This is a genomic window from Candidatus Paracaedimonas acanthamoebae, assembly GCA_017307065.1.
GTDB classification, from domain to species: Bacteria; Pseudomonadota; Alphaproteobacteria; order Caedimonadales; family Caedimonadaceae; genus Paracaedimonas; species Paracaedimonas acanthamoebae_A.
The window spans coordinates 128951-149199 of record JAFKGL010000011.1; the positions used below are offsets into that span (position 1 = coordinate 128951).

Genomic DNA, 20249 nt, shown 5'->3' on the forward strand with positions numbered 1-20249 from the left:
GTCCTGTATTTATTTAAAAAGACTAACAATTTTCTCTGCAGCGTTACCTATTCCATAGTCTGTAATTGTCTGTCGTTCTTTGTATTGTTCTACATGCCATAAACGGTTCCAACCACAATCTATAGTCTCTTCCCATTCAGTAACTTCTCTTAAAGTTACGCACGGTACGCTGAGGAAATAAGCTTCTTTTTGAAGGCCTCCAGAATCAGTGTAAGCACAAGTGGCTCCTGATAATAATTGAGCCATATCAAAATAACCGAGAGGAGGGATAACTACTATTTTACCTAAATCTAGAGACAATCTCGAGATAGCCTTTTGAGTACGAGGATGAATTGGAAAAATAAGTGGGTGGTCTTCAGCTCTTTCTTTTAAATACGTGATAACTTTTAAAAGAGCCTCTTCAGAGTCTGTATTTTCAGCGCGATGAATAGTTGCGATTTGATATTCTTTGAATTTTAAACCAAGGTCATTGATGATTGTTGAATTTATTTTAGATTTTTCTTTCGCTAAAAGTGAAACGTCATACATCACATCCCCGACATGATAGACACCCTTAGAGATTCCTTCATTGGAAAGATTATCAACCGCCTTTTGCGTAGGACAGAACAAGTAAGTACTTAAATGGTCGCTGACACGTCGATTAATTTCTTCGGGTTGATGTTTGAGGAATGAACGTAAACCAGACTCTATATGAGCAATTGGTAATTCTAGTTTTGAAGCTGCAATTGCGCCTGCCAGTGTTGAGTTTGTATCGCCATAAATGACCATCAAATCTGGTTTTTCTCTAAGGATAATTTTTTCAATTTCAATAATCATTTCTGCGGTCATATGGCCGTGCTGCGTCCCTTGAAGCTTTAGTTGATAAGCTGGAGGAGACATTTCTAAGTCTTCAAAAAATATATCAGACATATTTTTATCATAATGCTGACCGGTATGAACGACAATTTCCGATAAATTATGTTCTTTAGAAATGGCTCGGGAAAGAGCTGTTGCTTTGATAAATTGAGGACGTGCACCAATTATTGTTAGAATTTTTTTCATTTTTATTCCTGTATTACTTTGGAGAAAAATAATTAATAAGGTCTACGGAATCATTTCCATGATAGACCTTTTGATAAATAGTTTTATACATTTGTGCAATGATTTTATATGAATGATATTTCTCAACAAACTGGCGGGATTTTTGACCATAATGGGTCCATTGATCTCTTTCTTTAATCAAATTAAGTAATTTTTCATAAATATCTTCTGGAGAAGTTGGAATGATAGGGCAATCATTCAGATAAGAATAATAAGAGAATAACTTATAATGAGAATCTTTTAAATCAACCCCTGTGATAACGATTTTAGAGTAAGCAAGTGCTTCTAATGCAGCGAGTGCAAAACCAAAGATGAGTTGATCTATAAAAATATCGGCTTGTTTGATAAGAGCTAAACTTTCTTTAGTTGTTTTATTTTCAATTAATAGAAATTTTATGGGATAGCCTTCGGTTTTAAGTTGTTCTATGGCTTTGATAATAAATTCAGTACCTTTAGCGCCTCGATGATTTGGTGCATGAGCTATACAAATGTTACCTTGTGTTTTTGGTAAAGCAGGATCTAAGCGATTCAAATCAATCGGATAGGGAACTAAAGGTAAAATATCCCAACGAGGTAGACAAGCAAGATGCACAAGGCATCCTATAATTGTATCAGCATACTTTGTACCTTGGTGTATTGCATTTTCAATTTGTTTTGTTTTTTTTGAAAGGTGAGGATGATTAATAAGGAGCGCATGTTTCCAAAGTGGATTTTGTAATTTATCAAAAACAAAAGTGTCACTTCCATAAGGTATTAGAACAAGTTTTTTCTTTGCAAATTTTAGTAAAGGGAATTCTAAAAATACCAATGGTGTATTTGCAAGAATTCCTCCATCAAAAAAAAAGTGAAAAATATCGTATTTAAATAGACTGATTATAAAGAAATAATACGGATATACTTGGTTAATAATTGACCTTAAAAAATTTTTCTTAGAAGAAAATAAAGTAAAATCAAAAGCTTTTTTATCCAAAATCGGATAAATTTCCCGAATAACAGTATGACTTACATAACCTTCTTCTTTAAGAGCTTCTGAGCACAAAAGAATACTTTTAAGCGGTGTTGTTCCCCATAAAAGAGCTGGTTTTTTGGGATTTTTTCGCCAACGAGCTAAAAAACTAGCGCTTCCTAAAATTACAAAAGCAAGGAAGCTAAGTAAATATTTAATGAATTTTCGTATCATTTTTAAGCATTTTTTTCAGCCCATTATCTACTGAATGAAAGTTTGATAAATCAAAAACATTTTCTAGCTTTTTTAATGAAGGTTGTATCTTAAGGGATGTGCCTGATCCCCTTAAAAACTTAGGTTGTTTCCCTAAAATCTTTCCTATTTTTTCACATAAAGTTTTTAATGAGATTAATTCAGCATTTGCTAGGTTGTAAATCCCATTCCAATTTTTCATTAATGCTTCGTCAAAAATATCGATAAGATCTTTTATATAAGTGGGGCAAAGTAGCATACCTTCTGTGCCATGTAGAGTAATTTCTTTACCAGTTTGAATACTTTCAATTAGATTTGGTATGAGTTTATCTTTTTGTCCTTCACCGTATGGAAAGAATAGGCGGAAGATACATATAGAGAGAAATTTTTCGTAAGGTTTGCATAAAAGTTCAGCAGATCGTTTCGTGATACTATAGTAACTCTCTGGGACAGAAGAGATGCTCTCGATAAGTGATTCTGTATACGGTTCATAAACACTTCCCGTTGAAGCGAGAATAAAATTTTTAACTTTTTCTTTTGTAGCCCATTCCAATAAGGCTGCTGTACTTGCGACGTTTACTGCAAAAATGTCATGGGCTTTTTCTGGAAAATTTCTATATTCATTAGATTGAGCTAGATGAACTATAGCATCTATGTCAGAGGGAAAATGATCAAAAATAGGTGATGTAAAGTCACACTCAATAATATGTGAGTTTTGCTCATCTTCTTGACGCTTATGACGTACAACAGAAAATATTTCATATTTTTGTTTAAGGCTATGAAAAAATGCCTGGCCAATAAACCCGTTTGCGCCTGTGAGTAATATCTTCTTCATCATTATTCTGACTTTGTAAGAAGAACTGAAATTCCGTTTGGATTCGCATTATTAAATTGATACTTCTCGCAATCAAGCTCATCTAACCAAATTTTAACTTCATCTTCAGTATGCTGCCATGCATGATGGGGATGATACCAGTCAAAATTAACCATGTTATTGGTTTCATAGTCAAAATTATCATTCCAGAAGCATTTTACAAAATTATAATATATTAAACGTTGTACATCATGTTCTCCGGCTGGAATACCAAGAATAGGAATAGGTTTTTCAAGTGTAATTTTGGCTTCTAAATGACTTAATGCACGTCCAAATTCCGTAATAGCTTCACATTGTTGGTAGCATTCTTCGGTGGTGAGTTTACTAAAAGAATCACGAATAAATTGATCACAGAAATATCGTGCAGCTCCCATTTTCTTATAAATGTAAAAAAAGAATTTACCACCTGGTTTTAGTTTTTTAAATAATGAAAATACCGCAGATTTTGTGCAAGGAGTGTGGTGTAAAACTCCATCAGCAATAATAAAATCAAAATAAGCATCTTGAAATGGTGCTTTCATTAAATCAGCCTGAACAACAGAGCAATTTTCAAGATTCTTCGTGTTTTCGTAGGTAGTATAAGCAGCCTCTGAAATATCTAAAGCATACACATGTCCTTCAGTGGCATTTGCCATAAAATTCGTATTAAAGCCTGACCCTGGACCAACTTCGAGGATTTTTGAAAAATTTTTATAAAAATTTTTCAATTCAGTGCGATTTTCCACACCTAGTTTCTTTTGATACCAGTCAAAAAGAAAATCTTGATGTTTTTCATCAAAACCATAATTTTTAAATTTAGTCCATTTACTTGAGAATGTTTCATTCGTAATTTCTTGCCCAGTTTTAATAATTTCTTGATCGATAGAGAAATCGAGAGAATATTTTTTCGCAAAAGAATGGATTCTCGGCGTGGATTTATCTTCAAGAAAACAAGGAACACCATCAATGATTGGATACCAAGTATTTCGATCTTCTGTCAAAAGAAGACCATCAATGATATGATCTTGATGCTGTAAAAAAACTTTTATATCAAGTTTTTCATTATTATTTTGTATATTAACAAGCGAAGATACTGACGATAATCTCATTTTTTATCCTTTTAAATTATAGGCTTGGAGAGATCTCCTCCAAATACATTTTGAACACGACACCAGCTTTCAAAACTCAAAAATGACCAAATAAGAGCCACATGATTATACTGACCTGTATAATGTTCTTCTAATTTTCTTAAAACATATTCGGGCCTAAAGATGCCCCGTTTTGCAATTCTCTCTTTTGAAAGTTCTGTAGAGATCCATTCTTTTAAAGTTCCTCTATACCATGAAGCATCTGGAGGGCCAAAACCCATTTTTGGTTTATTATAAATTGAAGGAGGGACAATCGATTTCACTGATTCTCTAAAAACTATCTTTCCTGTTTTACCATCACATAAATGATTCCAAGGCAGTTCAGAAACGAAGTCAACTAATTCATTATCTAAAAGAGGTACCCTCGTTTCTAAAGAATGAATCATAGAAAGTTTATCTTCAAGAACAAGAAGGCCATGCATATATGTCTTGGCATCCACATACATTAAAATATCCCAAGTATCTTCATATGGTGCAGTCATAATTTTATCTGTTATAACTTGATTGGCTGAAAAAGAATTTGTCGATCTTAAGAATTCTGGCGTAAAGGCTAAAGGGTATTCTTTCTCAGGAATAGGAAAGTTGAGCATGTTATAATATGGCACAAGAGCTTCATGCATTTGTCTCTTCTTGCGCTTGAAAATTTTGTCTATGAAGGAGATATTATTGTTTAGAAGGAGTTGACGAATTACTTGATATCTTCCTAGATATCCACCATGAAGCTCATCTCCCCCCATCCCGGATAAAACAACTTTATTGTCTTGAGCAACACGTTCTGAAATTAAATAATTTACATAGGCCATACCCATGCGTGGGTATTCTAAGGCATTAATTGTTTTATCAAGAGAATTAATGAGCACATCTTGTGGAAGTTCATGCTCGATTCTTTCAATATTAAAATGTTCAGCAGCAGTTCTAGAATATTCTCGCTCATCAACAATAATATCATCTCCAACCTCATTAAGATTGAAGATACAAGAATATGATCTTTGGAAATTCTTAATGTTTTTTGCAATTGCCGTGATTGCAGTACTATCAATGCCGCCTGATAAATAACTGCTAAGAAGAACGTCAGTATCTGATTGACGATGAATAGCTTGAGATAAAATTTCTAAGTGTCTTTGAGATGATTCTTCAATTGTTAACGTGCTTTTTCTTGAAAAATTATAGTCCCAATATGTTTTTTGCGTTACCGAAGTTGCTGTAATAATTTCATAACTTGCGGGTTGGAATAAACGAATACCTTTAAATGGAGTGCGGCCATCCCAAAAATTTTGGAGAGAAAAATATTCTAAGACACCATCAGAGGTAGCCTCTTTTTCAACTAGATTACTTCCGAAAATCCCTCGAACTTCAGAAGAAAAAATCCATGTGTTCTTTTGTATTTCAGTGATATAAAGTGGCTTGATGCCATACCGATCGCGCGCTAAAAAAACACGCTTTCTATGATTATCCCATACCGCAAAAGCAAACATCCCATTTAATTTAGAGGGAAGCTCATCGCCCCATTCTTCATACCCATGGACAATGACTTCAGTATCAGAATGATCTGTTTTAAAAAAATGCCCTTTTTTCTCAAGCTCTCTTCTTAATTCGCGGTGATTATAAATTTCTCCATTAAAAACCACCATTACTTGACCATCTTCGTTACTCATTGGTTGAGTGCCATGTTCCAGATCAACGATAGATAATCTTGTAAACCCGAAGCTTACATCTTGATTATGCCAAAAACCCGTCCCATCAGGGCCTCTATGAGATATGTGATTAATGCTTGATCTTATGCGCTCAGGAGCGTCATGTATGCGTCCAAAATGAATAATACCACTGATCCCACACATATTAAAATTCCTTTTATTTATTGATTAAATTTTTCTTTGAGAAACTCGTAGGGAGCATCTTGCTGGTAGGCTTCGACTAAAATTTCTGCAATAATAGCGGGATTGTGCCATTTTCGAACAAATTCTACGGATGAATCTGACCATTTATTCCATTCTTCTTTGCGGTCAAGAAAAGAGGCAATGTCTTTCTCTAAGGTCGCAGGATGAATATTTAAGATAGGAAGATCATAAGACATTTTTTTGGGAATAAAGTTTAAATCTTCTTTTCTTATATAGCACATAACAGGTTTTCCCATCGCCATCATTTCAACTGCAAATCCTCCATACCATCCACATAAAACTTGGTCAATTACGAGATCTGCATCACGATAAATTTCCATAGCTTCTTGATGAGATTTATTTTGTACAAGAATGAGTTCAAATTCATAGTTTGCTTTAAGACTTTCTAAGGCTTTCAAGATTAGGTCCGTGCCTTTAATTGTTGCATCACTAGGGGCATGAACGATTTTAGGCGTGCGTTTTATATTGGGGGGAATTTTTGTAAAATTATTAACTTCCATATTGGCATAAGGGAGAAAAAGACTTTTAGGTAAATAATGTCCGAGCTCAGGATTTAAATAAAAAATTTGATCAGCTAAGGGAAGTATATTTTTAATAAAATTTTTTCTTCTTTGATCTAGCGTTGATACACAAACTTGATAAGCAGAACACTTATTTTCTCCGCAGGGGGTGAATAAATTTCTTGTTGAAGATTCGCTTGCTAAGCGTACGTCACAGCCTTGGAGGGTAAAAAAAATTTTCTTCCCTAATTTTTTAGCTAACTTTAAATCTAAAAAATCAAAAGATGGATTTTTCGGAGGATTATCATAAGAAAGGATGCTCTTGCCAAAATAGTAATGGATCACGTCGTATCGAAATGGTGATTGAAGCGCAAAGAAAATCTTTTTTAATTTTTTTAAGAAATTTTTCTCGCCATATGTTCCGAGGACTTTGTCAGCAGGATAACCCAACCAAGTTGAATAATTTATAACGAGATCACTTAAGCATCCGAACTTTCTTTCATTTCTGGATAAAACCCAAGGATGATTACCTATATTCACAGGAGCGTGTAGGATTTTAAGCATTATTTTCTGATCTCAATTCATTATAAAGCGATGTGAGTTTTTCCCATTCTTTGGAAGGAGAATTATCTTCGAGAGCTGTTTTTAAATTTTTCTGATAAGTTTTTAATAATACTTGATTATTTTTTACTTTTTCCAATTGTTGAGCAATAGATTTAGGGCTGTAAGGATCAAATAACATGCCGATATCATAAGAAGATACTATTTTACGAACTTCAGGATAATCTGCTGCTAAAATAGGAACACCAGCAACCATATATTCAAAAATTTTATTAGGAAGGGAGTATGTAAAATTTTTACATAAATTGGGTAAACTCCATACACCGAGATCTGCGCCTTTTGCTCCCGCAACTACTTCAGAAGATGGAATAGGCATTAAACATTTAACCCGATCCTCAGCACCTAATTTTTGGATGAGTTTTTCATATTCTGTTTGATAATATTCCATTCCAGGACCCCTAATAACAAAGAAAACACCGGGAACAAGAGAAACCCCCTCTATAATAGGTTCTATAAGGCGAGTAGGTCCTACGCCCCCTTGCCATAAAAGCACAAGTGGAAAGTTTTCTTTTTTAATACCAAATAAATCCCTTAAAGAGGGGTGAGAAGAAGTATTTTTTTCTTCCTCAAAAAATGGAATATTTCGAATAATTGAGAAAGGCTTTGGCATTATCTCTAGGTTGATATCTCGAGCGATAGAATCGCATACTGTAATCATGCGATTTGCTTTTCGTAAGCAAATTTTTTCGGCCCATTGATATAATTTTTTCTTCAAGAAAGGATGTTTGACATACTTCTTGAGTTTATAATTCCAGCCAACATTTTCAGAAAACCATTCATGGAAATCACAAACAAAGTAAGCGCCTATTTTTTCTGCGGCTATCGCGCCCATTAAAGCGGTACTTAAGTCATGAGCATGAATGGCAAAAACCTCTTCTTCACAAGCGGCATTGATCATTAGATCAGAAAATAAGTAAGGAAATATTTCCCAAAACACATTTCCATCAAATGGAATGGGCCTAAATGTGATACCAGTTCCCCAGTTTATTTCTTGAATGTTATGATAAGCACTAAAATAATCAATATAAATTATTTTTATCTCAAAACCCGCATCTCTTAAAGTCCGAGCTTCGCGTTCAATCCGAGGATCACGGAAGATTTCTGATATAGCAAGCATAACAATCTTATTATTGTTATTGTTTCGGTGTTTTAAAGGATTAATATCACGCTCTAGAAAAAAAGCGTATTTTAAGAGTAATTTATAATGATGAGGGAGAGATAAATGTATTTTTGGATGAAGTTTTAAATACAAAGATACAAATATCTTATAAAGAAAAGGATATTTTTTTATGAAAGTCTTTAATTTATATAACATTTATATTTCTCTAGTTTGAAGTTTATTTTGCAACATATGTGAATATTGTTTAATGATTGATGTTTGTTTTTCTGGAAAGCATCCTGTGTCCAAATATAATTTAGAAAATTGAAGAGCAATAGCTTCTAAGCTATAATTATTGATAATGAACTCTCTCGATTTTTCCCCTATTTCAATCAGCGCGTCTCGATTATCAATACACCACCTTAAAGTTGTTTCTATCGTGGTGGGATTAGTATTAATAATTGGGCATCCTTCAGGTACATTCATACCCTCTCCTATATAAGACAGCACAGGTTTTCCAAAGGCCATAGCTTCTAGGGCGGTGTATCCATAAAACCCCCCTATAAACTGGTCTGCTATAAGATCAGCTTCAGAGAAAGCCTTCAAGACCTGAGCATTAGAAACTCCATGAAGACGAATATATTCAATATTCATACCCTGAAGTCGAAGAGAATGAATTGCATCTTCTAAAAAATGAGACCCTTTAAAATGAGTATGATTGGGAGCATGTATAATTTTTAAAGTGCTGTTTGTACGATTAACGCCAACATACTTAATTTTATTTGTGTTAATAGGCCAGTACTGAATTTTATAAGAGTCGGGGACATAGACATCCATATCGCCCATAGTTACAAAAGCTGTTGTATAAGGGCGCATCATTTCTAGAACATTATCGAACTGCTGTGAATCACAAATACAATAACTCTTCGGAGAAGGACATGAAATGCAAAAATTCCATTTTCCGAGTGCTAGGGTTTTGTCACGAGTTCTAACATCGGCTCCGTAGGCGTAAAAATATAATCTTTTCCCAGATAATTTTATAGCCTCTAGTTCTTCAATATGTACCCCAAAAAAGTTTGAGGGGACTAAGAAACCTCTATCATAGAAATAATGAAAAATATCATATCTTAATAAGCACCAAGCCAAGACAAGACGACAATAAGGCTGATATAAATATTGATTCTTTTGAATTATTTGTGTGAATTTTTTAAGATTTACGTGAAAGTTTGAACTTATACCATAAGTTGTGAGTACCCATGAACGGGCTTTTATCCCAATCAATTCATCACAAGCTGCTTTTAGGGGAAGAGTTAGAATAGGTGTAACTCCCCATAAAGATCTTGCTCTACCTTTATTGAGGCGAGCTTCGGTTCTTTTTTTCCCTAATACAGCGCAACGATGAAGAATTTTTTTAGTTAGAATGTCTATCTTATTATAAATATAGATTTTAATACTATTTTGAATAGACATAAAAGAAACTCTCAGCGTCAATTTTTAACATATGCTTTTGGATAAAATATTGCGCTAGTAAAGATTCGTACCACTCTTTGTCAAAATGAAAGAGATGAAAAAGATCTACGGGCTTTAAAGCAGGGTCTAGAGGATTATAAGGAAGTGCGCCTTGCACGAAAGCAACCCAAATAATCAAGGTACCGCCAGGCTTTAAAACGCGCTTAATTTCAGTAAGCGCCATGTCCAGTGATAAAACATGATCTAGGGATGTTGCAATGACTATGGAATCAAAATAATCATCTCCCCACGGAATAAATTCTGAAAATCCTTGATGAAAAATGAAAGGGTGCGGCTTTAAAGGTAAAAATGGATCAATGCCGGCAATAAAATTAAGAGGATAATCTTGTAAATAAACGGGAATATCAAGAGAGCCGCACCCAATATCAAGCACCTTACCTTTAAGAAATTGACGACAAAAATACTTGAAGAGAACAGCAACATGATTGTTTTGAGAGCTGCAACTACCATCAGGAGCACCAGAGTATTCTATTTCGGCAGCTTGAGATGCTTGTTCCCAATATTTATAGGCAACAGAAAAGTTACTTTCTAAAATATCTTTCTGTTGTTGCAATGTATAAAAATCACTTGGTGGAACAGTAACAGGTTCTCTAAAACCTTGGATTCCCGTATTTTGGTTTACAATAATATCAAAGAGAATATCTTGAGTGATAGACATTTTATTGAGAGTGTTATCAATCTCATTTAATTTCTTATTGGTCGGGACCATGCTTTGATGTATGTGTTCTGCTATGAATTTTTCTAATTTTTCTTTAAAAAACAGATTTATTTTTCGAATCATTCATAACTCCTAAAAACTAACAAATTATATAAAATAAACCTGTTATATTAATTGAATTAGTTTTGAAAAAAAGTATTTTTCATTTTCCCAACAGAGCTCTTTTGCAGCATGGAGAGATTTCTCCTTATATCTATCAATTTCTTCAAAATCAAGTTCATTAAGTGTTTTTGCGATACCGAGAGGTGTTGTTTCCGAAAAAATTTTTCCCAGGTCATATTTTGTGAAGAGCTCTTGAACATCATTCAGGGGGGTTGAAACGATCGCCAGTCCAGCCATAATATATTCAAAGAATTTGTTAGGAAGACAGACAAGATTTTCATTCTTAAAAGGAGGGTGAGGAAGAATACCTATATCTGCTTTATTCGTTTCAATTATAATTTTTTCAAACGGAACAGAAGATTTTAAACTAATCCGTTCTTGAAGAGAAAATTTTTGAATTAGGTTTATAAGTTTTAAACAATATTTAGGATTTCCTGTTCCTCTTAGCGTGAGATGATATTCTTTCTTCCAATATTGTACACTTTCTATTAACATTTCTAATCCTCGATCCTCATTAAAGGCGCCATGGTATAAAACATTAATAGGTGGCTTTACACTTCTATACTTTGAAGCTTCATAAAAAGGGATATTCCGAATAAGGTAAATAGGCTTGGAAATATTGTATTTTTGTTTAAGTTCATTCGCAATTGAAGGGCTGACAGTTGAGATAAAATCTGCAGAAGGAATATATCGACTCTCAAGGCTTACAATGTATTTTTTAAACACTACACGCCATAGTAAAGAATCGTTTTTTTCTCGATAAGAAAGCTCATGACTATCATATAAAAATTTTGCGTTATTTTTTTCGGCTAAGCGGCTTACGAACGGTAATACTGGCCAATCGTTAGCAATATAAAGTTCAGCTTGAATATGTTGAACAATTTTCCATATTGTTTGATTGTAAGGTTCTGACCAAAAGATATGATAAACTAATTTAGAGTGTAGGTTTGAGGGAAGTAACCTTAAAGCATACTTTATTTTTGAGGTGAATGTAAATTTTCGTTCTGGAAGCAATTTAAAGTCTGTTAAATTTAAAAAATTATCTTGGTCAGAATCAAGACATGCTACAATTACTCTATAACCTAATTCTTCAAAGGTCTTGCATTGGCGTCTGACACGAGGATCAATCGAAAGTCGAGAAAGAGAAAGAATACAAACGGTTTTCATTCTTCAAGAACTTGATGATTCCATTCCGATATTGGACAAAATGCCCCTACTGCAGGAAAACCATTTCTTATAACAACAAGCTTGTACAGACGATGGTGATATTCATAAAAGTCAGAGGTATACGGAATATTTGCAAGAAGTCCAACAGACACAAGATAATCACCTGGCACTAATTGAAGGGGAGAGAGACGGACATCAATATATCCTTTTCTACCACCTTTTTTGCGGTAGGGTTGATCATGATAAGTCAATAAATCCTCATCTCTTAAAACATTCACGGTATTGAATTGACATATGAGTGCAAGATCGCTCTCTCTTTCAATTCCATAAGCAATTCCCAGAGATTCTGAGGGTATTTCCCCTTCACAAGAGTACCAGACTCTAATTTTTAAAGTATCCCAAAAGCGCACCACTTGAATAGGAATTTCATTATCATCTAAAAATTCTACTTTATCAATATAGACAGGGCCTCTTTTAAAAACGGTAAGCTCGCCTTCAACGACAGTAGCTCCTGTATCTATAATATTGTTTTCGAGGGGAGTTACTGGAGAAACAACAATTTCAGCGGGGGCATTTTCTGGTAGAGGGAGGATTTCGGATTGTTCAGGGAGAGGAGTCTCTAATTTTTCTATACGTCCTGTTCCCCCAGAAAGAGCAACGTGAATTGCATAATCATATTCTCTTACAACTTCTAATGGGTCTCCAATTAATTTTATTTCACCGTTATCTAACCAGATCGCCGTATCACATAATTGTGCAACTTGGCTTACACCATGAGTTACAAGGAAAACAGTACTTCCGCTCGCGCAAATTTCTTCCATGCGGCGAACGCATTTATTAACAAAGAACCCATCTCCAGTGGCTAACGCTTCATCGACAATAAATATATCGGGGTCGATACTGACAGCACAGGAAAACATGAGACGAGATTGCATGCCGCTCGAATATGTTTTAAAGGGTCGGTCAATGATATCTTTGAGCTCAGAAAAATTTATAATCCATTCTTCTTTTTGGGCTATTTGTTGCTTGCTGAGCCCCATGTACATACCCGATAAATAAATATTTTGTCGACCTGAGTATTCAGGATTAAAACCTGTTCCAAGTTCTAAAAGAGCAGAAATTTTGCCATTAACTTCAAGCTCTCCATAAGTTTTTTCTAAGGTCCCTGCTAGAATTTTAAGTAAGGTACTTTTCCCGGCACCGTTTCTTCCAATGATGCCAACAACTTGTCCACGTTTAACCGTAAAAGAAACTTCTTTTAAGGCCCAAAATTCATCATGATAGACTTTACTAGTTAGAATTTCTTTAAGAAAATCTTGTGGAGATGCATAAATTTTATAAAGTTTTGAAAGGGCTGCCACACGCACTGCAAAATCAGGAGTACCTGGCATAAGTATTGTATCTTGAGACATTATAAAAAATTTCCAAATTGCGGTTTAAGTTTTCTAAAAATCTTAAATCCAAAAACAAAAGATAAAATACTCATAAATGGAAAAACGATCCAAGCATACGGATGTTCAAAACGGCCATAATAAAACATATCTTGGTAGCACCAAATCATGTAACTAAAAGGGTTACAATACAATACAGGGCGGAATATACTGGGTACCCAGGTAGGGATATAGGCTACAGGAAGAAGGTAAATACCCATACTAAAAAATACCAATACTATATCTTTTATATCGCGAAAAAAAATACCAATAGCGGCTAAAATATTGCCAAGCCCTATCATCAACATAATTTGCAAAGAAAGAACAAGGGGGAACAATAAATAAGTTGCAAATAAACTGCCATGAGTAAGAAAAACGTAAATTAGAAAAATTATGGTTCCTATACCTTGGGCAAACAAAGATGCAAAAATCTCTTTCACTGGTAAAATTTCAATTTGAAAAATGACTCTTTTAACAAGACTTGAATTTGAGGTGAGGGCGACACAAGCTCCATTCATTCCTGCATTCATCGAGAGCCAAGGTAAAAGACCGGAGAGAAAGTAAGCCATGTAACTTAGGGGCATCTCAGTCGTTCCGCCGATGCGTGTTTTAAAAACAACACCATAGATAAACAAGTAGAGGCAAGTTATAAAAAGAGGATGAAAAATTGCCCAAAAAGGCCCCAAAACTTGACCAGCATATCGATGAAACAAAGTACCTTTTGCCATCTCAAAAATTGTAGAACGATACTTCCAGAGTAAAAGAGTAGATTCTTTTGTTGTAAAGTAAAGAAATTTGGGATTCAAAAAAGATAAAAATTTCATATTAGCTACTTGTATCAAACTTTTTTCCCCACTTTTCAAAACTTAAAAGAGACCAAATAAGAAGACGTCTGTTTACGTTTCCAGAAAGATGATCTCCTATTAAGCGGTGAATGGTTTTTTTGTCAAGAAAATTACAAATGTAAGCTCGATCATCTAGAAGTGCATTTTTAATGTAATTTACACTTTCGCCCTTAAACCAGCTTGCATCTGGCGAAGAAAAACCTTGTTTAGGTCTATTGATAATATTATCAGGCAAGTATCGACGCATGGCATTTCGTAATAAAACTTTACCATTTTCTATTCGAAGAATTTTTTCTTTGTAAAGATGAGCATAGCTATTGTCATCGAATTTTTCTACTTCCACGGCATCAACCTTCATGTGAAGGGGTAATTTTTGTGCGAATTCGACTAAATCATTGTCAAGAAAAGGAACTCTAGTTTCTAATGAGTGAGCCATTGATAACTTATCCTCAACGACAAGGAGACCATGTAAAAATGTTTTTGCTTCAAAATAGAAAGATGAGTTAATGTAATCTAGTTTTTCCTTAGGGGCATCAGTACTTTTAAAACAGGAAAGAAAAATATCTTTTGTTGAAACGTGTTTTACTTGGTCCCAAATGGGTGAGAATAGATTTTTTAAGTCCTCATCAGTCAAAAGACGTTGCCAATAATTATAGTAACGATTTTTGAAGTCTTCAAAATTCTTAGAGTCTAAGGCAAGAGAATAGCGCCATGGATACCCCCCAAAAAGCTCATCGCCTCCGACACCACCTAGAACAACTTTAACAAATTTACTTGCAAGGCGAGAGATGTAGTAGTTAGGATAACTTTGTCCTACTCGTGGCTCTTCGAGATGCCAACTTAGATTATTCATAGCACGCTCCATGTCACCGGCTTTCAAAACCATTTCATATTGTTCTGTTTTGAATAGATAAGACATGTTTTCTGCTGAAGCGCGTTCATCAAAATTTAATTCAATCCCTGAAGCTGATTGTAAATCAAAACCGCATGTAAATGTTTTCAGGTTTTTAATTTGCTCTGAAGTAATAGCCGTGATTGATCCAGAATCCATACCTCCTGAGAGATATGTACCGACATCTACGTCGCTTATTAATTGGCGATTTACAGCTTGACGAAATAAATAGTCAAATTGATCAACATACTCATCTAAAGAACGAGAAGATGTATCTGGTTGAAAATTATAGTCCCAGTACTGAGTAATGGAAGGGTTTGATGATTTTCCTAATTGAAATTTAACAAAACAACCAGCCGGGAGCATCTTTACATTTTTATGCAAAGTTTTGTTTGTTAAGAAATTTTGAAATGTAAAATATTCAAAAAGAGCTTCTGCATCCAAAGTAGGCTTAAAGCTTGGATGAACCCCAATAGCCTTGATCTCTGAAGCAAAAATAAGAAGATTATTTGTAACAGTATAATAAAGAGGTTTTATTCCATACCGATCTCTTGATAATAATAAGGTTTTTTCTTTGGTATCCCATAAGGCAAAAGCAAACATTCCATTTAGTTTTTCGAGAGCATCAGTACCCCAATGAACAATTGCCTTAAGCAGAACTTCTGTGTCTGTTTGAGAATGGAATTGATGTCCAAAAGATTGTAGTTGAGTTCTTATTTCTTTATAATTATAAATTTCGCCATTGTAAGATATTACATAGCGTTGGTCAGAGGTAGCCATAGGCTGGCGTCCTAAAGGAGATAAATCAATAATAGCTAATCTTCGGTGTCCTAGCCCCAAAGACCCATCCACATAGTGTCCTTCTCCATCAGGGCCGCGGTGTGCGACTGAGTCAGTCATCGATTTTAGAATGACTGTTGATGCTGGTTTTCCACTTAAGTCAAAAGTTCCAACAATACCGCACATTTAATTAGCTTTTTTCCGACGTTCTTCTAATTCTTCCACATGTTGTTTACGCCAAGAAATCAACTCTTGAAGCCCGGCGGTGAGATCTATTTTGGCTTTAAAGTTTATATCTCTTTCGGCCTTTTTAGTGCAGCCAATTCTGTTTTTAACAAACGTCAAACCAGCTGGTTCATATTCAATTGAAAGATTTGAATTTGTAAGACCTAAAACGATTTCAGATAATTCTTTGATTGAGGTCCTTTTTCCTGTTCCAACATTATAAAATTGATTAGTGATATCTGCTTTCATGGCGCATACATTTGCTTGAGCACAATCTTCAACATACACAAAGTCATAGGCTTGGCTTCCATCTCCATAGACTTTGGGGGCTAATCCTTTATCGAGATTATCAAGCATTTTCATGATAACAGCGATATAAGCGCCGCGATAATCTTGACGAGGCCCATAAACATTCATATATCGCAACCCAACGGCGTTTAATTTATATCGCGCACAGTAAGCCCGCATCATTGCTTCGCCAGCTATTTTAGTCGCAGCATAAAAATTATCCCCATTTAAAGGATGTCCTTCTGTCATTGGTTCTTCAACGGCATCACCATATACAGAAGCAGAAGAAGAGTATACTAGTCTCGATATGTTTTGATTTATACAGGCTTGCAAAACATTAAATGTTCCCTTGATATTTGTTTCAAAAGCAGATTGTGGAAATTCATAACATTGAAGAAGCCAGAGTGCAGCAAAATGAAAAACCCCATCTATTCCTTTTAATGCCGATTCTAGGATATCAATTTGGCAAATATCTCCTCCCACTTCATATATTCTAACCCGAGGATCTTTTAAGGCATTCTTAAGATTTTCTGGAGTCCCTCTTACAAAATTATCGTAAACGATGACTTCTTTTACATCTTCTTTTAAAAGAGCATCAACCGTGTGAGATCCAATAAGGCCAGCACCTCCAATGACAACGAGTTTTTTGCCTCTAATATCCATTTGATTTCCTCATAATGTTACAAATTTTAAGTCTAAAATGCGACAATAATTATTAGAATCATTCTTTAATCTCTACCATTCCTTTTTGCAAGGTTGAACTTTCAATTAAGTTAATATTGGGCAAGACAGGCAACATGCTGTGCCAAGGCCAACGATGACGTAATGCCAGGGGATTCAATGCCATAAAGGTTAATTATTGAATGGAACCCATGAGTTTCTTTAGCGTGGATGGAAAAATCAGTAAAGCTACCGTCTTGCGGCCCAAAAAGTTTAGGACGAATTCCAGCGTAATCAGGGAAAAGGCTCATATCGGGAAGTTCTGGCCAATATTTGCGAATCTCAAAATAAAACTTTTCGATAAGTTTGGAGTTAACGGTATAATCAATACTTTCTACCCATTCCACATCAGGACCAAATCGCACTTTGTTGCCGAGGTCAAGAGTCATATGAATTCCTAATCCTTCCTGTTGAGGGACAGGATAAATAAGTCGTTGAAAAGGACTTTTCCCACTGTATGAAAAATAATTCCCCTTAGCCCAGTAAGAAAGAGGAATAGTGGTTTTTGGAAAGCCGCGGATAGAATGGGCAATAGATTGAGCCCATAACCCTGCAGCATTTATTAAGGTTTTGCATTGAAGCTTAAAGCCTAAAACTTCAATTTCAATAGCATTATCTTTAATTTCACCTCCCAGTACTTCCGTTTGAAAGATGAATTGGGCATGATGGGCTTCAGCCTCACCTTGTAAGGCAAGCATGAAAGCATGTGTGTCAACTATTCCTGTAGAAGGAGAAAATAAAGCGCCAACACAATTTAAATTAGGTTCAAGAGCGGCAGCTTCTTGTTTATTAAGATACCTGAGGTCGTTTACATTATTTTCTTCGGCTCTCTTTTTGATTTGAAAGAGTGTTTCTATTTGGTCTTCATTCGTTGCAACAATGAGTTTTCCAATATTTTGATGAGAAATATGTCGTTCTTGACAAAAGTTATAGAGGGCTTTTTTTCCTTCTATGCAGCTTTTAGCTTTTAAAGAATGTTTTGGGTAATAAATCCCTGCATGGATAACTTCACTATTGCGTGAGCTTGTTTCTGTTCCTATTGTTTCTGCTTTTTCAAGTACTAGAACTTCACGACCTTTCATAGCAAGAGCTCTTGCGATTGCAATACCAATGATTCCCGCTCCTATAACAATACAGTCAACACGTTCCATCTATTTAAGCCTATAATATTGATTGAGAGGATATGATCATCCATTTAAATGTTATGATCAACATCATAAAATTCGGACCATTTTATAATGTTGATCCAACGCCATATTTTGGGATTACTAGGAGTAGAATTATTTTGAAATTGCTCCCATTCTTTAATAATCATTGGCTTATTTAAGGCAGGAATGCGATGTGCAAAAGATCCTATAAAATTCTCTGTGATATTGGCTTTCAATTGTTTTAGAAAAGCTTGTTCTGGAGTGGCAAACCCTATCTTATCTTTTCTCTCAAGAATGATATCTGGAACGATACCTTGCATGGCTTCTCTAAGTAAAAATTTAGATTGACCATTTTTAGAAATTAAGAGTTCTTCATCTAGAGAATATGCAAAATTGACGAGTTGGGGCGTTAAAAATGGAACACGACTCTCGATGGAAAAGTGCATAGAATTACGATCTTGATATTGTAAAAGTGCGGGTAGAACTGTTGTGGTTAGGCTCTCCAAAAGGGCCTCTTTAAGGGTAGAGAGGCGTTTATGAGGTAAAACATCAAATTCAACTCCTCGCATGGAAAACCACTTTTGATTTAACCATGGAGGTGTTAAAGATTCTCCTACTATCTTTCGACCTAGTCCTTCAAAGATTGTAGGGGAAAAATGACTAGCGACCTGTGCAAAAAAACGAGATTTTGCTAAATCTGGAACTTTCATAATTGCTTTAATAAAGGCATAAATATCGGGGAAATTTTTTTCTTTAATGAGACTAATTAAGCGCCTTGCTAAATAAGGTCTATAGCCTGCAAAAAGTTCATCAGCTCCTTGCCCATCCAGCATAACTTTTATATTTTGAGTTTTTGCAAGCTCGTAGATCCGGAATTGGGCATAAATGCTAGTGCTCCCGAAAGGTTCTCCTTGAATCTTAATTAATTTTTCTAAATCATCCCAAAGTTTATAAGAAGAAATATGTGTTTTATAAGAGTCGGCTTGGGCTGCTGTAGCGACTATATCAATCCAACGTTCTTCATTATAAATTGAATTTTCAGCGCAATAACTAAATGATTTTATATTTAAATGGGGGCCTTTTATAGCTCGCATTCCCATAATGACAGCGGAAGAATCTATTCCTCCCGAGAGAGCTACTCCTACAGGAACGTCGCTTCGTAAATGAAGTTTTATACTTTCTAAAAATAAAGTTCTTAAATGTTCTACAGCTTCTTTTTGTGAATAAGAGGAAACTCCTAGCTGAGGTTTCCAATATTCAGTAAGTGTAAATGATAAAGTTTTAAGATCTACTTCAGCATAATGAGCGGCTGGAAAATGTTTAATCTCAGAAAAAAGAGTCTCTACATTATTATTGGTCAGACCAAAACGCAAATAATTATAAAGAGCTTGAGGGTTAACTTTTCTGGAAATTTCAGGAATATTAAGTAATGAATTAATCTCTGAACTCAAGAATAATGTCTTATTCTTTCTAACAATAAAGAGTGGTTTAATCCCAAAAAAATCGCGTGCAATAAATAAATAAGATTTACGTAAATCCAAGATAATAAATACGAACATTCCTATTAATTTGGGTAACATTTGGGATCCCCATTCTTCATAGGCGGTGAGAAGTACTTCTGTATCTGAGGAAGTGATAAAGGAATGTCCTAGTGTTTCGAGTTCTTTCCTAATTTCAAGAAAATTATAAATTTCTCCATTAAAAATAATGGCAAGTGTTCTGTGCTTATTAAGCATTGGTTGAATAGCGCGAGATGTAACGTCTAGGATGGATAAACGTCGATGAGACAATAAGACTTGCCCTGTTGAAAGGTTCTCAAAATTAGTGCTTTGTTTTAGGTCGTCATACTGGTTCCAGGATAAAAAACCTTCATCATCGGGCCCCCGATGATAGAGTCCTTTATGCATTTCCTTTAAATAATAAAGATGATGTTCCTGACTATTTTGAGTGAGAATTGCATTCAGACCGCACACATTAATTCCTTTATTAACGTACAAATCATTAAAG

Annotated in this window: 16 protein-coding genes; all 16 read right to left on the bottom strand. The window is 34.9% G+C overall.

Annotated elements, in window-relative coordinates:
• Positions 1-9 precede the first annotated feature (9 nt).
• The 16 genes from wecB to asnB (J0H12_01735) all read right to left on the bottom strand — a co-directional run bounded on the left by wecB (position 10) and on the right by asnB (J0H12_01735) (position 20239).
• Positions 10-1041 (bottom strand): UDP-N-acetylglucosamine 2-epimerase (non-hydrolyzing), encoded by a 1032-nt coding sequence (wecB, locus tag J0H12_01660; GenBank protein MBN9412619.1) that lies wholly within the window; start codon positions 1039-1041, stop codon positions 10-12.
• A gap of 13 nt (positions 1042-1054) precedes the next feature.
• Positions 1055-2260 carry a glycosyltransferase gene (locus J0H12_01665; GenBank protein ID MBN9412620.1) on the bottom strand — a complete coding sequence of 402 codons (1206 nt, stop codon included), beginning with the start codon at positions 2258-2260 and terminating at the stop codon, positions 1055-1057.
• The gene (locus J0H12_01670; GenBank protein ID MBN9412621.1) at positions 2241-3113 is read right to left on the bottom strand and encodes an NAD(P)-dependent oxidoreductase; all 873 of its coding nucleotides are present in this window, start codon (positions 3111-3113) and stop codon (positions 2241-2243) included. The genes J0H12_01665 and J0H12_01670 overlap by 20 nt, the downstream gene beginning before the upstream one ends.
• 2 nt (positions 3114-3115) lie before the next feature.
• Positions 3116-4240, bottom strand: coding sequence for a methyltransferase domain-containing protein (locus J0H12_01675; protein ID MBN9412622.1), 1125 nt, complete (start codon positions 4238-4240; stop codon positions 3116-3118).
• 11 nt (positions 4241-4251) lie between these two features.
• Entirely contained in the window at positions 4252-6117 is a 1866-nt protein-coding gene (gene asnB / locus J0H12_01680) for an asparagine synthase (glutamine-hydrolyzing) (GenBank protein MBN9412623.1), read from the bottom strand.
• Positions 6118-6134: 17 nt separating this feature from the next.
• Positions 6135-7241 carry a glycosyltransferase gene (locus J0H12_01685; protein ID MBN9412624.1) on the bottom strand — a complete coding sequence of 369 codons (1107 nt, stop codon included), beginning with the start codon at positions 7239-7241 and terminating at the stop codon, positions 6135-6137.
• Positions 7234-8613: a glycosyltransferase gene (locus J0H12_01690; protein MBN9412625.1), complete on the bottom strand. Its 1380-nt coding sequence runs from the start codon at positions 8611-8613 to the stop codon at positions 7234-7236. Before J0H12_01690 ends, J0H12_01685 begins: the two co-directional genes overlap by 8 nt.
• Entirely contained in the window at positions 8614-9867 is a 1254-nt protein-coding gene (locus J0H12_01695) for a hypothetical protein (protein MBN9412626.1), read from the bottom strand.
• On the bottom strand, positions 9851-10708 hold the full coding sequence (locus J0H12_01700) for a class I SAM-dependent methyltransferase (protein ID MBN9412627.1): 858 nt from the start codon (positions 10706-10708) through the stop codon (positions 9851-9853). Before J0H12_01700 ends, J0H12_01695 begins: the two co-directional genes overlap by 17 nt.
• A 42-nt stretch (positions 10709-10750) precedes the next feature.
• Positions 10751-11914, bottom strand: coding sequence for a glycosyltransferase (locus J0H12_01705; GenBank protein ID MBN9412628.1), 1164 nt, complete (start codon positions 11912-11914; stop codon positions 10751-10753).
• On the bottom strand, positions 11911-13326 hold the full coding sequence (locus J0H12_01710; protein MBN9412629.1) for an ABC transporter ATP-binding protein: 1416 nt from the start codon (positions 13324-13326) through the stop codon (positions 11911-11913). The genes J0H12_01705 and J0H12_01710 overlap by 4 nt, the downstream gene beginning before the upstream one ends.
• Positions 13326-14186: an ABC transporter permease gene (locus J0H12_01715; protein ID MBN9412630.1), complete on the bottom strand. Its 861-nt coding sequence runs from the start codon at positions 14184-14186 to the stop codon at positions 13326-13328. The genes J0H12_01710 and J0H12_01715 overlap by 1 nt, the downstream gene beginning before the upstream one ends.
• Positions 14170-16047: an asparagine synthase (glutamine-hydrolyzing) gene (gene asnB, locus J0H12_01720; GenBank protein ID MBN9412631.1), complete on the bottom strand. Its 1878-nt coding sequence runs from the start codon at positions 16045-16047 to the stop codon at positions 14170-14172. The genes J0H12_01715 and asnB (J0H12_01720) overlap by 17 nt, the downstream gene beginning before the upstream one ends.
• Positions 16048-17037 carry an NAD-dependent epimerase/dehydratase family protein gene (locus J0H12_01725; GenBank protein MBN9412632.1) on the bottom strand — a complete coding sequence of 330 codons (990 nt, stop codon included), beginning with the start codon at positions 17035-17037 and terminating at the stop codon, positions 16048-16050.
• A 110-nt stretch (positions 17038-17147) separates the two neighbouring features.
• On the bottom strand, positions 17148-18245 hold the full coding sequence (locus J0H12_01730; GenBank protein ID MBN9412633.1) for an NAD(P)/FAD-dependent oxidoreductase: 1098 nt from the start codon (positions 18243-18245) through the stop codon (positions 17148-17150).
• A gap of 44 nt (positions 18246-18289) precedes the next feature.
• Entirely contained in the window at positions 18290-20239 is a 1950-nt protein-coding gene (asnB, locus tag J0H12_01735) for an asparagine synthase (glutamine-hydrolyzing) (protein MBN9412634.1), read from the bottom strand.
• Between the last annotated feature and the right edge of the window lie 10 nt (positions 20240-20249).

What these genes read in the sequence shown, in the direction of transcription:
- J0H12_01670 (MBN9412621.1), bottom strand. Translation starts at nt 3,113, where the DNA reads ATGAAGAAGATATTACTCACAGGCGCAAACGGGTTTATTGGCCAGGCA.
- wecB (MBN9412619.1), bottom strand. Translation starts at nt 1,041, where the DNA reads ATGAAAAAAATTCTAACAATAATTGGTGCACGTCCTCAATTTATCAAA.
- J0H12_01710 (MBN9412629.1), bottom strand. Translation starts at nt 13,326, where the DNA reads ATGTCTCAAGATACAATACTTATGCCAGGTACTCCTGATTTTGCAGTG.
- J0H12_01665 (MBN9412620.1), bottom strand. Translation starts at nt 2,260, where the DNA reads ATGATACGAAAATTCATTAAATATTTACTTAGCTTCCTTGCTTTTGTA.
- J0H12_01725 (MBN9412632.1), bottom strand. Translation starts at nt 17,037, where the DNA reads ATGGATATTAGAGGCAAAAAACTCGTTGTCATTGGAGGTGCTGGCCTT.
- J0H12_01695 (MBN9412626.1), bottom strand. Translation starts at nt 9,867, where the DNA reads ATGTCTATTCAAAATAGTATTAAAATCTATATTTATAATAAGATAGAC.
- J0H12_01675 (MBN9412622.1), bottom strand. Translation starts at nt 4,240, where the DNA reads ATGAGATTATCGTCAGTATCTTCGCTTGTTAATATACAAAATAATAAT.
- J0H12_01700 (MBN9412627.1), bottom strand. Translation starts at nt 10,708, where the DNA reads ATGATTCGAAAAATAAATCTGTTTTTTAAAGAAAAATTAGAAAAATTC.
- J0H12_01690 (MBN9412625.1), bottom strand. Translation starts at nt 8,613, where the DNA reads ATGTTATATAAATTAAAGACTTTCATAAAAAAATATCCTTTTCTTTAT.
- asnB (MBN9412623.1), bottom strand. Translation starts at nt 6,117, where the DNA reads ATGTGTGGGATCAGTGGTATTATTCATTTTGGACGCATACATGACGCT.
- J0H12_01685 (MBN9412624.1), bottom strand. Translation starts at nt 7,241, where the DNA reads ATGCTTAAAATCCTACACGCTCCTGTGAATATAGGTAATCATCCTTGG.
- asnB (MBN9412631.1), bottom strand. Translation starts at nt 16,047, where the DNA reads ATGTGCGGTATTGTTGGAACTTTTGACTTAAGTGGAAAACCAGCATCA.
- J0H12_01730 (MBN9412633.1), bottom strand. Translation starts at nt 18,245, where the DNA reads ATGGAACGTGTTGACTGTATTGTTATAGGAGCGGGAATCATTGGTATT.
- J0H12_01705 (MBN9412628.1), bottom strand. Translation starts at nt 11,914, where the DNA reads ATGAAAACCGTTTGTATTCTTTCTCTTTCTCGACTTTCGATTGATCCT.